Consider the following 15,204-nt stretch of genomic DNA (forward strand, 5'->3'; position numbering starts at 1 on the left):
CCCGAAACCTGGCGGCGATAGGCTGAAGGTCCGACGAGAGGAACGCCAGATGGCACGCCGTGACGAGATTGAATGCTGGCTCACCGACATGGACGGCGTGCTGGTGCATGAAAACAGCGCGCTTCCCGGTGCGGCGGCCCTCCTGCAGCAGTGGACCGACGCGGGAACCCCGTTTCTGGTACTGACGAACAACTCGATCTTCACCCCGCGCGACTTGAGCGCTCGCCTCCGCGATTCCGGCCTGAACGTTCCGGAGGAGCGCATCTGGACCAGCGCTCTGGCCACGGCCGACTTCCTCAAGTCACAGATTCCCGGCGGCAGCGCATTCGTGATCGGCGAGGCCGGCATCACGACGGCCCTGCACGAGGCCGGCTTCATCATGACCGAGACCGACCCCGATTTCGTGGTCGTCGGCGAGACTCGCAACTACTCATTCGAGGCCATCACCAAGGCCATCCGCCTCATTCTGAAGGGCGCGCGCTTCATCGCGACGAACCCGGATGCAACGGGGCCGAGCGCCGACGGACCGATGCCCGCGACAGGTGCGATCGCCGCGCTGATCACCAAGGCCACAGGCATGGACCCCTACATTGTGGGCAAGCCGAACCCGATGATGTTCCGCTCTGCGATGAACAAGATCGGCGCGCACTCCGAGAACACCGGCATGATCGGCGACCGGATGGACACCGACATCATCGCCGGGATCGAGGCCGGACTGCACACCATCCTCGTGATGACCGGAATCAGCGACGAGGCGGAGATCAACCGCTACCCATTCCGTCCCGACGAGATTCTGTCTGGCGTGCACAAGCTGGTTGCTCCGACCCCGGTGGAGTCTGACGAGATCTAGCGTTCGCGCTGGGGGTTGCGCGCTGGGCTTGGCCGTTCGGCTGGCCCGGGTGCGGGCCCCCTGTTTTCGCTTCTGAACTTCAGGGTCATATGAGCCTGAAGTTCAGAAGCGAAAAGAGGCTAAACCGTCAGGCTCACGCGGGGTCGCTACTCGCGACTGCCGTTAGGGTTGTGCCATGAACAACGACGATGACACCTCGATCTACAGCGAATCCCGCAAGCGCAACCAGCGCATCTTGGCCTGGACCCTCGTGATCGCCCTTTTTCTCGGCGCGGGCGGCGCGATCGTGCTCTCGCTGATCCTGAACTAGCTCTGATCCTGAACTAGCTCTGATCCTGAACTAACTCGGAGCCTGAACTAGCTCTGAGCCAGCCCCGAGCTACGCGGTCGGTCCGGGGCCCGCCAGGCTCGCCGTCAACGGTTCCCCCGAAGACCGGCTCACGAAGCAGTAATAGTAGCGATCTCCGGTATCCCATTCTTCGGTCGTAACCGGGAAGCTGCCCTGCACCTGTACGTCGGGGTACTCGCCGGCAACATTGAGATCGATGACACCGGGAGCATTGCAGAGCAGGTTCATCTGCGCGGCAAGAGCTGCTTCACCGGGGAAGACGGCTGCAGGGTCGGCGTTGACGACCCCACGGTAGACAAGTTCGGCTGCATGCGGGGTCGCGCAGTCGACGACGGTGAACTGCTCGTCCCATGGCGAGGTGAACGGCTGCAGGCATTCTCCGCCGCGCAGAGTGTTCCACTTGTGCACTCCGGCCGCCTGCGGGCCTGTCGGTTCGACGGTGGGAGTGGGGGTTGGAGTCGGGGACGGCTTGGCCGTTGCCGAGGGGGACGGCGCGGCGACCGGTGCGGAACCTCCGCCGATCCTCTGGCCGAGGAAGAACAATCCGACGAGCACGATGACGACGAGCAGGACGGCGGCAATCGAGATCAGCGCCTTCTGCGCGGTGCTGGTCGGTTTGCCCGAGGCGTTGGTGGCCATGCCACCGGTGGGAGTCGCGCCGCCCGAAGAAGTCGCTCCGCCCGTGGCGGGGCTCGCGGCCACGGTGGGCGTGCGCTGGATGGGCTGCGGCTGAGCTGGGTTCTGCTGAGCTGGGGGTTGCTGGGCTGGGCGCTTCACAACACCGGCGGTCGAGCCTGTCGAGGCCGCTTCGCGAGCGACGACCGTCTCGGCCGATGACGGGGTTACGCGAGTTGTCGCATCGGCGGCAGCAGCGGCAGCGGCTGCAGCCGCGGCTGCAGCGGCAGCGGGGATGACCACTGTCGCGGCCGGTGCGACCGGCGGGATAGCAACAGTCGGTGCAGCGGGCGGTGTAGCCGCAATCGGTGCAGCGGGCGGGGTAGCCGCAATCGGTGCGACCGGCGGGGTCGGGGCCTCATCGGCAGCGGCGTTCGGCGCCGCAGCGCCCGGCCCGCGGGTGAGGTCATCGAAGGAGGGCTCGGAGCCGCGCTCCCGAACGGGAGAAGTCGGGTTCTCAGCCGCGGACGGGAGGGACGTCTCGGGTGCGGGTGCGGGAGTCGCCGGAGCGGGTGCGGGCGCTGCAGGTGCGGGCGTCGCGGGAGCAGGCGTCGGACGAATCGGTTCGGGGCGCGGGGTGGATGCGATCGTCGGAAGCGTGAGTTCCTCGGTGTTCAACACGAGCGGAGACTGAACGTGGGTGGTCCACCAGGGCTCGGGTTCGGTGGCAGGCGCGGGCGCGACCTCGGGTTCGGCCTTGCTTTCGGCTTCGGCTTCGGCTTCGGCTTCGGCTTCGGGAGCGGTTTCGACCCCGGCGCCGGGCTCGGGCTGCTCGCTCGCGGGTTCGGTCTCAGACTCGGCGCCAGACTCGACGGCGGGCTCGGGCTCCACCGCGACGGCCGACTCGACCTCGACCTCGGGCTCGACCTCGGGCTCGACCTCGACCTCGACAGCAGGCTCTGCCTCGACGGCGGGCTCTGCCTCGGCCGAAGGCCCGGTCACTTCAGGCGTGTGCGTTTCGGGAGCTTCAGCCGTCTCGGCTTCTGCAGCCGGGACATCCGTGTTTAAAGTCTCGGTGTCAGCAGCCTGCTCGTTCAGCTGATCGGGTGTGGGGTCAGGCTTGCGCCCATCCTTCACTAGCTCAATCCCAGGTCGTCGAGACCGATTGCTGCGTAGTAGGGGTAGCCGGCGGCTTCGATGACTTCGCGCGCACCGGTGTTGCGGTCAACGACCACGGCGACGCCGACGATGATCGCGCCGACCTTCTTGAGGGCTTCGGCGGCGGCGAGGGGCGAGCCACCGGTGGTCGAGGTGTCTTCGAGCACGATCACGCGCTTGCCGGCGAGGTCGGGGCCTTCAACCTGCTTGCCGCGGCCGTGGTCCTTCGGCTCTTTGCGCACGACGAATGCGTCGTAGGTCGCGCCACGGGCAGCACCCTGGTGCAGGATGGCGGCGGCCACGGGGTCGGCGCCCATCGTCATGCCGCCGACGGCGAAGACATCCGGGATGTCAGCGATCAGATCGAGCATGACCTGGCCGATCAGCGGGGCAACCCGGTGGTCGAGGCTCACCTTGCGGAGGTCGACGTAATAGGTCGCCTTTTTGCCGCTGGTGAGGGTGAAGTCGCCATGGAAGACGGCTTCTGCCGAGATGTAGTCGATGAGCTGCTGCCGAGTGTCCGTCACACGGTCAAGTTTACGGTACGCGACCGGCCGATCCTCTCGAGGCAGGCCGTCTCGTTGGTCGAGCTTGTCGAGACCTCCGCCGGCCGATCCTCGGACGCAAGCTGCGTTTAAAGGTCGGCTCGCGAGATCTCGACAAGCTCGATCACCGGGGTCAGGGATCGACTCGCGAGATCTCGACAAGCTCGATCACCGGGTTCAGGGATCGACTCGCGAGATCTCGACAGGCTCGATCAGCGGGTGCAGAGGGAAGCTCGCCAGGATTCGGGCGATCGCGAGGTTCGCGACTCCCGACAGCTCACAGCGAGCTCCATTCGCGAGTCTCATGGCATCCTGAGCACCGAGTAGAACCTCGCCGAGGCGAGCCGCCCCGTCGAGCACGATGACGAGCACGACCTCCTCGGGGCCGGACTCGATCGTCAGGGTTCCGTCGAGAATCAGCGCGGTCAGCTCCCCGGCGGCCCGGCTGCGGGTCAGCATGAGGTTCAGATCCTGCGCCGGCTCGGTCACGTTCACCGAGGCGACGACGCTCTCGCCCTCGAAACGGTGAATCCCGAACTGACGGATGCCGACCGCCTCGCCGTCGACAACGAGGTCGAGCCCGGCGGGAGTGAGGGCCATCAGGTACCGATCGACGCCGGGATAGGCGGAGAAGTCGACGTCGCCGTCGACGCTCGCGATGCTGACCCGCCAGTCGAAACCGCCCGCGCTCTCACGTGCGGACGGCTCGCTCAGCCCGACGGCGACTTCCTGCGTGACTCCGCGTCCGTTCTGCCAGCGAACAGTGTCGCGAGCCGAAGCCGGAAGAAGCTCGAAGAAGGCAGTGTCGCCGTCGGACATCCGTACTCTTTTCTAGTCGTGCTGCGGGAACCCCAGGTTAATGCCACCGTGGCTCGGGTCGAGCCAGCGGCTGGTGATCGCCTTCTCGCGGGTGAAGAAGTCGACGCCGCTCGGTCCGTAGGCCTTCGCGTTGCCGAACGCCGACTGCTTCCAGCCGCCGAACGAGTGGTAGGCCACCGGCACCGGGATCGGCACGTTGATGCCGACCATGCCCACCTGCACCTCGTTCTGGAACCGGCGACCAGCCCCGCCGTCGTTGGTGAAGATGGCGGTGCCGTTGCCGTAGCGACCGGTGTTGATGATGTGTAGGCCCTCTTCGTAGCTGGCCACCCGAATCACCGTGAGCACCGGGCCGAAGATCTCGTCCTGGTAGACAGCCGAGTCGAGGCTGACCTTGTCGAACAGGGTCGGGCCGAGCCAGAAGCCGGATGCCTCCCCATCGACCTCGACACCGCGACCGTCGACGACGACCGTGGCTCCGTCTTTCGCCGCGAGGTCGATGTAACTGGCCACCTTGTCGCGGTGCGCCTCGGTGATCAGCGGGCCCATGTCGCAGCCGCGCATTCCGTCGCCGACCTTGAGGGTCGCCATCCGTTCGGTGATCTTCACGATCAACTCGTCGGCGATGGGTTCGACCGCGAGCACGACGCTGATGGCCATACAGCGTTCCCCGGCCGATCCGAACCCGGCGTTGACCGCGGCATCCGCCGTCAGATCGAGGTCGGCGTCGGGCAGCACGAGCATGTGGTTCTTCGCGCCGCCGAGCGCCTGCACACGCTTGCCGTTGCGGGAGGCGGTCTCGTAGATGTAGCGAGCGATGGGCGTGGAGCCGACGAAGGAGATCGACTGCACGTCGGGGTGGTTCAGCAGCGCGTCGACCGACTCTTTATCGCCGTGCACGACGTTCAGCACGCCGGCGGGCAGGCCGGCCTCGGCCATCAACGCGGCCAGCCAGTTGGAAGCCGACGGGTCCTTCTCGCTGGGCTTCAGCACCACGGTGTTACCGGCGGCAATCGCGATCGGGAAGAACCACAGCGGCACCATCGCCGGAAAGTTGAACGGGCTGATGATTCCGACGACGCCGAGCGGCTGGCGCAGTGTGTAGACGTCGACGCCGGTCGAGACGTTCTCGGAGAAGTCGCCTTTCGACAGGTGCGGCATGCCGAGCGCGAACTCGACGACCTCGATGCCGCGCGCGATCTCGCCGAGCGCGTCGCTGGTCACCTTGCCGTGTTCGGCGGTGAGAATGTCGGCCAGCTCACCCTTCCGGGCATTGAGCAGCTCACGGAAGTTGAACATGACGGTCTGCCGTTTGGCCTGCGAGGTGTCGCGCCAGAGCGGATAGGCAGCGGATGCGGCGGCGACGGCGACGTCGACATCCGCCGTGCTGGCCAGGCGCACGTTCTTCGCGACCCGGCCGGTGGCCGGGTTGAAGATGGGCGACGTGCGAGTGGAGCTGCCGGTGGCTTCGGCTCCGTTGATCCAGTGGTTCAGGGTGGGGGTGTCAGTCATGAGGGTTGTTCCTTTCAATGAAAACGGTGATCGAGCCTGTCGAGATCAGAGCAAATCGAGGCCGAAGACCTCGTCATAGATCGCCAACGCCTCCGCCACCTCCGCATCGGTGACGACACAGGGCGGAACGACGTGCACGCGATTGTCGGCGAGGAACGGCAGCAGGTTGCGGGCGAGCAGCTCCGCTTTGATGCGCCCCATCACCGTGGCGCCGACCGGTGCCCGGGTCTCGGGGTCGGCCACCAGGTCGAGCGCCCAGAAGACGCCGACCCCGCGCACCTCGCCGATGATCGGATGCTTGGCGGCCAGCGCCGCCAGGCCAGGTGCGAGCACATCGGTTCCGATGCGCGCCGCATTCGTCACGATGCCCTCGGATTCCATCGCATCGAGCGCCGCGATGATCGACGCCATCGCCAACGGATGGCCGCTGTAGGTGAGCCCGCCGGGGAACACGGTGGTGTCGAAGTCGCTGGCGATCGCATCCGAGATGATCACCCCGCCGGTCGGAATGTAGCCCGAGTTCACGCCCTTCGCGAAGGTGATCAGGTCAGGCACGACGTCGTAGCCCTGGAACGCGAACCACTGCCCGGTGCGCCCGAAACCGCACATTACCTCGTCGAAGATGAGCATGATGCCGTAGCGATCGCAGAGAGCGCGCACGCCTTCGAGATAGCCGGGCGGCGGCATCAGCACGCCGGCGGTGCCGGGGATCGTCTCAAGCAGAATCGCCGCGATCGAGCCGGCGCCTTCACTCTGGATGACGCGCTCGAGGTGGTGCAGCGCGCGCTTCGACTCCTGCTCCGGCGTGGTCGACCAGAACTCGCTGCGGTAGGCGAACGGCCCGAAGAAGTGCACGTGGCCGCGCGCGAACTCGTTGGGGATGCGGCGCCAGTCCCCCGTCGCGACGATGGCCGCGCCGGTGTTGCCGTGGTACGAGCGGTAGGTCGAGAGGATGGTGTCGCGCCCGGTGTGCAGGCGGGCCATCCGGATGGCGTTCTCATTCGCATCCGCGCCGCCGTTGGTGAAGAAGACCTTGTTGAACCCGGCCGGTGCCAGGTCGACGATGCGCTTGGCCGCTTGCCCCCGCGTGAGGTTGGCCGTGGCCGGGGCGACGGTGGTGAGGGTCTGCGCCTGCGCGGTGATGGCGTCGACGACGGCCGGATGCTGGTGGCCGATGTTCACGTTGACGAGCTGGCTGGAGAAGTCGAGATAGCTGCGCCCGTCGTAGTCCCAGACGCGGGCGCCGAGGCCGCCGGCGACCACGAACGGGTTCAGGCCGGCCTGCGCCGACCAGGAGTGGAAGACGTGATCGCGATCGAGCTGCCGGGTGAGGGCATCGAGCTCGGAAGCATCAAGCTCGGAAGTTTCGGTGTCGGTCATGGCGCCAGTGCCTTTCGCGTCGTGCGGGGGGGGCGGGTGGGGTTGTGGCTAACTCCGGCAATCTGGTGCCGATTGAGAAAACAGGCCCGGAATCATGCGGCTGCGAACAGCGCCGCCCGGCGATTACCGGAGTTAGCCACGGATGGAACGGGTGCTACTCGCCGCCCTCCTTGAGGGTGACGGTGATCGGAGCCCAGTCAGCCCCCATCACGTCGACGCCTTCGGCCTTCAGCTCGTCGAGCGCCTTCGTCACGTACTCATTCGTGTACGCGGTTTTCGGCGGGTCGGCGGTGATGATGGTGGCACCGGTTTCGTTCTTGGTGTTCTTGGCGATATCGACGGTGTTGTTCCAGGAGGCTTCGTCGATCATTCCGATGCCGTTGGTGGACGGCCAGATCAGCTTGTTCACCTCGTTGGTCATCCAGAGCTGGTGGCCAGCGGGCAGCTGCGACCCGGCAGCAGCCACAATGTCGGCGGCTTCCTGCGGGTTGTTTGCGGCGTAGATCCAGCCCTTGATGGAGGCCTTGATGAACTTCACCGTCTGATCGGCGTAGGCAGAGTCGCTGGACAGCTTGTCGGCGTTGGCCCAGATCGCATCCTGCAGCATGGCGGTTCCGACATCGTTCCAGTTGATGACGTTCAACTCGTCGGGCTGGTACAGCTTGCCGGTATTCGGGTTGATCGTCTCGAGCACCTGGGCGTATTCGTTGTAGGTCATCGCCTGGGCCGCGTCGATGTCACCGGCGAGGAAGCCGCTCATATCGAACGCCTGCTGCACCAGGTTGATGTCGCTGACCTGCACGCCGTCTTTCTGCATGCCGGCAAAGAGCTCCCACTCGTTGCCGTAGCCCCAGCTGCCCACGTTCTTGCCCTTGAAGTCGGCCGGGCTCGTGATGTTCTTGTCCTTGAACGAGATCTGCGTGGTGGCGCTGCGTTCGAAGATCTGGGCGACATCCGTGATGTTGGCGCCCTGCTCGATCGAGCCGAGCACCTTGGGCACCCAGGAAATCGCGTAGTCGACGTCACCGGCCGCGAGGGCATCCTGCGGAACAATGTCGGCGCCGCCCTCCTTGATCGTCACATCGAGGCCTTCGTCTTTGTAGTAGCCCTGGTCGACGGCCGCGTAGTAGCCTGCGAACTGCGCCTGCGCCACCCACTGCAGCTGCAAGCTCACCGGGGTGAGGTCGCCGCTGCCGCTGCTGCTTGTCGAACCTGATCCTCCGGTGTCGCCACCGGTGCTGCACCCGCTGAGGACGAGCGCGCTGACCGCGGCCACGGCGCTAACCGTGCCGAGCCATCGTGTGCTGTGTTTCATGTCTTCCTCCTTGCTTGGTGTTTCTGGGATGGTGCTACGCGTGTGATGCGTCGTGCTGATTTCGACCGGTCCGCTCGTGGCAGACCGACGTTTAGCCGGCTTTCCGGCGGGTGACCAACTTCTCGAGGCCGAGCGCTGCGCAGTAGAAGAGGAGGCCGAGCAGAATCGAGCCGAGCACGTAGGCCCAGGCCAAGCCGTAGTTGCTGCCTGACGCCGCCGAGGTGATCGATTTGCCGAGCCCGCCGACCGGGCCGCCGAAGTACTCGGCGATGAGCGAGGAGATGACGGCGAGCGAGGATGCGATGCGGAGGCCGGTGAAGACATACGGCGTCGCGGTCGGCAGGGTCACCGTCTTCGTCGCCTGCCTGCTCGATGCCGCATAGGCCCGCATCAGGTCGCGATGCACCGGGCTCACCTGGCGGAGACCCTTGAGCGTGTTGAAGTAGACGGGGACGAAGACCGCCAGGCCGGCCACGATCTGCCGGGCCGTGTCGGCCGCTGCCCCGAACATCGTGTAGAGCACGGGAGCGAGAGCCACGATTGGAACCACGGCGATGGCCGCGACGATCGGGGCCGCCATCTCATCGAAGATCCGCAGTAGCGCCGAAACAATGGCGGCGAGAATGCCGATGATCGATCCGACGATCAAGCCGATCAGGGCGTTGCGACCGGTGACCACCATGCCGGCCCAGACGTTCGATAGGTTTGAAATGAACTGCTCACCGATCGCGAGCGGGCCGGGCAGGATGAACGGCTTGATCTCCAGCGTCGTCACCGCGAGCTGCCAGATGGCCACAACGAGCAGGCCGAACAGCACCGGCGCCAGAATGGTGCGGGCGAGGCTGTTGGAGGTGGTGGTGTCTCTCATCGGATGTCGACTCCGCGAGGCCCGCCGGCAGCCGCGCCGCCCGTGCCGCCCCCGCCCGCTGGCGTGCCGTGCAGCAACTCCCGCACCTGGCTGACCGCGTGGAAGAACTGCTCGTCTTCACGCAGGTTCTCGCCTCGCTCGCCGGTGTCGCCGAGCTTGACGCTGAGCACATCGCGGATGCGTCCGGGCCGCGGCGACATCACCACGACGCGGTCGGAGAGGAAGACCGCTTCGGGAATGGAGTGGGTGACGAACACCACGGCGGCCCCGGTCTCACCGCAGATGCGCACGAGTTCGTTCTGCATCCGCTCGCGGGTCATCTCGTCGAGGGCGCCGAACGGCTCGTCCATCAGCAGCAGGCTCGGGCTTTCGGCCAGAGACCGGGCGATCGCCACACGCTGCTGCATTCCGCCGGAGAGCTGGTCGGGATAGTGACCGGCGAAGTCCGAAAGCCCGACGAGCTCGATCAGATCGGCGACCCTGGCCCGCCGCGCGGCCTTGCCCGCGCCGTGAAGTTCGAGCGGAAGTTCGATGTTTCCGGCCACCGTGCGCCAGGGCAGGAGGCCGGCTTGCTGAAAGGCGATGCCGTAGTCCTGGTCGACGCGCGCCTGCCGGGCCGGCTTGCCGAACACCGTGATGCTGCCCATCGTCGGGCTGTCGAGATCGGCGATCAAGCGCATCAACGTGCTCTTGCCGCATCCGCTCGGCCCGATCAGCGACACGAATTCGCCGGGTGCGACGGTCATGCTCACGTTGTCGAGCGCGGTGACTGTTGCTCCTTTCTTGCCCGGGAAGATGCGGCTGACGCCGGTCACCTCGACGGCGGGGATCACCGGCGCACGATTCGGCGCGACGGATGCCGTCGGCGCGGTCGACGGGACGGCTGCGGGTGGGGATGCGGCGTGCGCCGGTGTGCCCGTGGCAGGTGTGCCCGCCGCCGGTGTGCTCGGTGGTGACGTGTCGTCGGTGTGAACGCTCATGCTGCAACCTCTCCCCTGCGGAAACGACCTAGAAATAGCCCGATGAGAGCGACGAAAGCGGCCGCCACGAGACCGACGAGAATCGAGCCGAAGATGGGCGCCCAGGGCTTGCCGGGATCGCTGCCCGCGGCCCCCGCGAACTCGACGATCATGCGGCCGAGACCGCCCCGCAGCCCGATTGACACCTCGGCGACCACGGTGCCGATCACGGCGCTGGCCGCGGCGAGACGCAGGGCGGGCAGCAGGTAGCCGATGCTCGCCGGAAGCCGCAGCCGCCAGAGGGTCTTCCACCAGCCCACCGAGTAGCAGTGCATCAGATCTTCGTGGGCTTGCTCGGGAGCGTTCAGGCCGCGAAGCGCTCCGACCGACACCGGGAAGAACGCGAGGTAGGAGGCGATCAACGCCACCGACATCCAGTTCTCCCAGGTGAACTCCCCGAAATGTATCTGCGCACCCCAGCGCCGAACGAGCGGGGCAAGTGCGATCAGGGGCACCGTCTGGCTGAGAATGACCCAGGGCAGGATGCCGGCTTCAGCCAGGCGGAAGCGCTGCATGACCAGGGCCAGCGCGAGGCCGACTGTCACGCCGACCAGCCAGCCGACCGCCGCGATGCCGAGCGTGAACAGGCAGGCCTGCAGCACGGCCAGCCACATCGGCAGGGCGGTGGATGCCCCGGTGACCGGTTCGAATATGCGGGTGAACATCGTCCAGAGGTGGGGCATGGCCAGGTCGCTGGTGCGCGGCAGAATCGTGATTCCGCCGACGACCACGCCGTTGGCCGGGCCGGCGAACTTGTAGAGCTCCCAGAGCGCGGCGAGCGCGAGAATCCCCAGGGCGCCAAGCGCGAACCGTTGTCCCGTCTTGGACCCGTGCGGGGACTCCCTGCCGCTTCGGCTCATGCCTTCGCCACGATGTGTTCGGCGAGCGCCGGGCCGAGAAGGTGGCCCTGCGTCGAACCGTCCCGGTAGTTCATATTCATGCCTTCGCCACGATGTGTTCGGCGAGCGCCGGGATGACTGTCTCCCCGTAGACGCGGAGGGTCTCCTCTTTGTTGTCGTGTTGCAGGTACCCGGCGAACTGGTCGACGCCCATTTCTTTCAGCGCTTTGAGCTTGTCGATGTGCTGATCGGCCGTGCCCAGCAGGCAGAACCGGTCGACGATCTCATCGGGCACGAAGTCGGCGTGCGTGTTGCCGGCGCGGCCATGCTCGTTGTAGTCGTAGCCTTCGCGGCCCTTGATGTAGTCGGTCAGCGCCTTCGGCACGGGCGCATCGGCTCCGTACTTGGCGACAATGTCGGCCACGTGGTTGCCGACCATTCCGCCGAACCAACGGCACTGGTCGCGCATGTGCTCCCAGTCGTCGCCGATGTACATGGGGGCGGCGACGCAGAACTTGACCGACTCCGGATCCCGCCCGACGTTCGCCGCGGCGGTGCGAACAGTTTTGATCATCCACTCGGCCACGTCGAGGTCGGCCATCTGCAGGATGAAGCCGTCACCGACCTCACCGGCGAGCTTGAGCGCGAGTGGGCCGTAGGCGGCCACCCAGATGTCGAGGTGCGAGCCGGTGCTCCACGGAAACTGCAGCGTTGCCCCGTTGTATTCGACCGAGCGCGAGTTGGCGAGTTCCCGGATGACGTGAATCGACTCGCGCAGGGTCTTGAGGGTGGTCGGCGCCCCGTTGGTGACGCGCACCGCCGAGTCGCCGCGACCGATCCCGCAGATCGTGCGGTTGCCGTACATCTCGTTGAGCGTCGCGTAGGTCGAGGCGGTGACGGTCCAGTCCCGGGTGGCCGGATTCGTCACCATCGGGCCGACGATGATTTTGCGCGTCTCGGCGAGGATCTTGCTGTAGATCACATAGGGCTCCTGCCAGAGCAGGTGGGAGTCGAACGTCCAGACGTGGCTGAACCCGTGATCCTCGGCCAGCTTGGCCAGTTGCACGGTGCGCGCCGACGGCGGGTTGGTCTGAAGTACTGCTCCGAAGTCCATCTGTTGTCTCTTCCTCTTACGGCGTCAAAATCTCGGTCGGGCGGGTGAGCTGGCGAGTCTTCCTCGTGGCCGGCCAGGCCAAGCGGATGTCTAGATCAGGTACTGGCTGAGGCCCCGCTTCACGTACTGTCCGTCACCCTTTGTGCCCAGGTACTGGTTGTCGTCGACGATGACCTTGCCGCGGGAGAGCACGGTGTCGACGTGTCCGTCGATTTCGTAGCCTTCCCAGGCGGAGTAGTCCATGTTCATGTGGTGGGTGCGCCCGGTCGGCTTGCCCTCGGCATCCGTTGGCAGACCGATCGAGGTGTGACCGTTCGGGTCATAGATGACGATGTCGCCGTCGGCACCCGGCTGGATGACGCCCTTCTTGCCGTACATGCCGAACATGCGGGCCGGGGTGGTCGAGGTGACCTCGACCCAGCGCTCGAGGGAGATCTTCTTGTCGACGACGCCCTGGTAGAGCAGGTCCATGCGGTGTTCGACCGAGCCGATGCCGTTGGGGATCTTCGAGAAGTCGGTCAGCCCCATGTCTTTCTGCCCCTTCATGCAGAACGGGCAGTGGTCGGTGGAGACCATCTGAATGTCGTTGGTGCGCAGGCTCTGCCACATGTGGTGCTGGTGGCCTTCCTCTTTGGACCGCAGCGGCGTGGAACAGACCCACTTGGCGCCTTCGAAGCTGCCCCACTCGTCGCTCTCGGCACCCAGGTTGTCTTCGAGGGAGAGGTAGAGATACTGCGGGCAGGTCTCGCCGAACACGTTCTGGCCGCGGTCGCGGGCGATGGCGATCTGTTCGACAGCCTGCTTGGCCGACACGTGCACCACGTAGAGCGGGGCCCCGGTGAGGTTGGCGAGCATGATCGCGCGGTGGGTGGCTTCCTCTTCGGCCTGCCAGGGCCGGGTGACCCCGTGGTAGTAGGGAGTGGTGTTGCCGGCGGCCAGCGACTGCTGCACGAGCAGGTCGATGACGCTCCCGTTCTCAGCGTGCATCATGATCATGCTGCCGTTGGTGGCCGCCCGCTGCATGGCCTTGACGATCTGGCCGTCGTCGGAGAGGAAGACGCCCTTGTAGGCCATGAACAGCTTGAAGCTGGAGACGCCCTCCTTCACCAGCTCGTCCATCGCGGTCAGGCTCGAGTCCTGCACGTCGGAGAGGATCTGGTGGAAGCCGTAGTCGATGGCGCAGTTGCCGCCGGCCTTCTCGTGCCAGAGCGCGTACTGGTCGAGCACGTTTTCTCCGGCGTACTGCACGATGAAGTCGACGATGCTTGTGGTGCCGCCGTGCGCGGCCGCCCGGGTGCCCGTCTCGAAGGTGTCGGAGGCCTCAGTGCCGCCGAAGGGCATCTGCATATGGGTGTGCGCGTCGATGCCGCCGGGGATCACATATTTGCCGCCCGCGTCGATGACCCGGTCGACGTTCCGTTCCACGTCGAAGCCGAGCAGCGTCGAACCCGGTGCGAGCACCGCGGCAATGGTCTCACCATCGATCAGCACATCGGCACGTGCGGTGCCGGTGGAGTTGACGACTGTTCCGTTTTTGATGAGCGTCTTCATGAGGTCTCCTGGGGGTAATCCATTGATCGTGTCTCGACAAGCTCGACAACCGGGTCAAGATCCGGTGACCGGCAATTCGGTGATCGAGCCTGTCGAGATCTCGGAAATTGGTCTCGACACGCTCGACCACCGACTATTCGGGTGCGCCGATCGAGCATGCCGAGACTGCAGTCTTGGCATGCTCGATGGCGATCATGTCGTTACGGAGCGACGATCGGGTCGTACGAGTCGGGCCGACGGTCACGGTAGAACTGCCAGGAGTTGCGCACCTCACGGATGAGGCCCATGTCGAGGTCGCGCACCACCATCTCTTCGGTGTCGGTCGAGGCGACGTCGCCGACATAGTTGCCGCGCGGGTCAGCGAAGTAGGAGCTGCCATAGAACGTCACGGCGTCTTCGCCGAACTCGGCTTCTTCGTTGCCGATGCGGTTGTTTGCCCCGACGTAGTACTGGTTGGCGGCGGCCGCGGCGGGCTGCTCGAGCTCCCAGAGACGGTTGGAGAGGCCGGGCTTGGTGGCCGAGGGGTTGAAAACGATCTCGGCTCCGTTCAGACCGAGCACGCGCCATCCTTCGGGGAAGTGACGGTCGTAGCAGATGTAGACGCCGACCTTGCCGACAGCGGTGTCGAAGACGGGGTACTCGGCGTTGCCGGGGCGGAAGTAGAACTTCTCCCAGAACTGCGGCAGGTGCGGGATGTGGTGCTTACGGTACTTCCCGAGGTAGGTGCCGTCGGCGTCGATCACCGCGGCGGTGTTGTAGAGCACACCCGGCTGATCTTCTTCATAGATCGGCAGAACGATGACCATTTTGTATTGGGCCGCGAGCTTCTGAAAACGCTCGGTCAGGGGGCCGGGAATCTTGTGGGCGTACTCGTAGTACTTCGAGTCCTGAACGATGCCGAAGTAGGGGCCGTGGAACAGCTCTTGGAAGCAGATGATCTGCACACCCTGTTCGGCCGCCTTCCGCACGAAGTCTTCGTGTTTGGCGATCATCGACTCTTCGTCGCCGGTCCAGGTGGCTTGGGTGATTGCTGCACGAACTGTTCTTGAACTCTCAACGGTCATACTTCTGTCTCCTCAATCTCCGTTGATCGAGCTCGTCAGCCTTGCGGCCCTCGACGATTGTCGAGTTTTTCGAGACACGATCACCGAACGGAACCGAACCGAACTTCTTTGCTCGGTTTTGTTATTATTCGACGTAAACATTTCTGTTGTGTTTCTGAGTGTGACGCACGCGTTAATCATCCTGTCGTCCAAACCAGTCGGGGGCA

Annotated in this window: 14 protein-coding genes; 2 read left to right on the top strand and 12 right to left on the bottom strand. The window is 65.4% G+C overall.

From position 1 onward, the window contains the following. Window positions 1–49: 49 nt before the first annotated feature. Window positions 50–850 carry an HAD-IIA family hydrolase gene (locus AC1DCF_RS03680; protein ID WP_441792194.1) on the top strand — a complete coding sequence of 267 codons (801 nt, stop codon included), beginning with the start codon at window positions 50–52 and terminating at the stop codon, window positions 848–850. Between the two features lie 175 nt (window positions 851–1,025). Beyond that, a complete protein-coding gene (locus tag AC1DCF_RS03685) occupies window positions 1,026–1,160 on the top strand; it encodes a hypothetical protein (protein WP_441792193.1) in 135 nt (44 codons plus the stop codon). 69 nt (window positions 1,161–1,229) lie between these two features. Here AC1DCF_RS03685 and AC1DCF_RS03690 read toward each other — a convergent pair whose 3' ends face one another. The 12 genes from AC1DCF_RS03690 to AC1DCF_RS03745 all read right to left on the bottom strand — a co-directional run bounded on the left by AC1DCF_RS03690 (window position 1,230) and on the right by AC1DCF_RS03745 (window position 14,998). Next, a complete protein-coding gene (locus AC1DCF_RS03690; protein WP_477209857.1) occupies window positions 1,230–2,951 on the bottom strand; it encodes a hypothetical protein in 1,722 nt (573 codons plus the stop codon). Continuing rightward, the gene (gene pyrE, locus AC1DCF_RS03695; protein WP_441792191.1) at window positions 2,951–3,499 is read right to left on the bottom strand and encodes an orotate phosphoribosyltransferase; all 549 of its coding nucleotides are present in this window, start codon (window positions 3,497–3,499) and stop codon (window positions 2,951–2,953) included. The genes AC1DCF_RS03690 and pyrE overlap by 1 nt, the downstream gene beginning before the upstream one ends. Window positions 3,500–3,694: 195 nt before the next feature. Then, complete coding sequence (locus tag AC1DCF_RS03700) at window positions 3,695–4,336, bottom strand: HutD/Ves family protein (RefSeq protein WP_477209858.1); 642 nt, start codon at window positions 4,334–4,336, stop codon at window positions 3,695–3,697. Between the two features lie 12 nt (window positions 4,337–4,348). Continuing rightward, entirely contained in the window at window positions 4,349–5,848 is a 1,500-nt protein-coding gene (locus tag AC1DCF_RS03705) for a CoA-acylating methylmalonate-semialdehyde dehydrogenase (RefSeq protein WP_477209859.1), read from the bottom strand. 45 nt (window positions 5,849–5,893) lie between these two features. Then, complete coding sequence (locus AC1DCF_RS03710; protein ID WP_477209860.1) at window positions 5,894–7,228, bottom strand: aminotransferase class III-fold pyridoxal phosphate-dependent enzyme; 1,335 nt, start codon at window positions 7,226–7,228, stop codon at window positions 5,894–5,896. 154 nt (window positions 7,229–7,382) lie between these two features. Continuing rightward, on the bottom strand, window positions 7,383–8,543 hold the full coding sequence (locus tag AC1DCF_RS03715; protein WP_477209861.1) for an ABC transporter substrate-binding protein: 1,161 nt from the start codon (window positions 8,541–8,543) through the stop codon (window positions 7,383–7,385). Window positions 8,544–8,634: 91 nt separating this feature from the next. Next, entirely contained in the window at window positions 8,635–9,411 is a 777-nt protein-coding gene (locus AC1DCF_RS03720) for an ABC transporter permease (protein WP_441792186.1), read from the bottom strand. Then, entirely contained in the window at window positions 9,408–10,391 is a 984-nt protein-coding gene (locus AC1DCF_RS03725; protein WP_477209862.1) for an ABC transporter ATP-binding protein, read from the bottom strand. The genes AC1DCF_RS03720 and AC1DCF_RS03725 overlap by 4 nt, the downstream gene beginning before the upstream one ends. Continuing rightward, window positions 10,388–11,290, bottom strand: a complete 903-nt coding sequence (locus AC1DCF_RS03730; protein WP_477209863.1) for an ABC transporter permease — start codon at window positions 11,288–11,290, stop codon at window positions 10,388–10,390. The genes AC1DCF_RS03725 and AC1DCF_RS03730 overlap by 4 nt, the downstream gene beginning before the upstream one ends. A gap of 76 nt (window positions 11,291–11,366) precedes the next feature. Then, window positions 11,367–12,383 (bottom strand): TIGR03842 family LLM class F420-dependent oxidoreductase, encoded by a 1,017-nt coding sequence (locus AC1DCF_RS03735; RefSeq protein WP_477209864.1) that lies wholly within the window; start codon window positions 12,381–12,383, stop codon window positions 11,367–11,369. A 90-nt stretch (window positions 12,384–12,473) separates the two neighbouring features. Next, window positions 12,474–13,934 carry a dihydropyrimidinase gene (gene hydA / locus AC1DCF_RS03740; protein ID WP_441792182.1) on the bottom strand — a complete coding sequence of 487 codons (1,461 nt, stop codon included), beginning with the start codon at window positions 13,932–13,934 and terminating at the stop codon, window positions 12,474–12,476. A 200-nt stretch (window positions 13,935–14,134) separates the two neighbouring features. After that, window positions 14,135–14,998, bottom strand: a complete 864-nt coding sequence (locus AC1DCF_RS03745; protein ID WP_441792181.1) for a nitrilase-related carbon-nitrogen hydrolase — start codon at window positions 14,996–14,998, stop codon at window positions 14,135–14,137. Between the last annotated feature and the right edge of the window lie 206 nt (window positions 14,999–15,204).

The sequence above is a fragment of the Leifsonia sp. 10L418 genome (assembly GCF_056395445.1).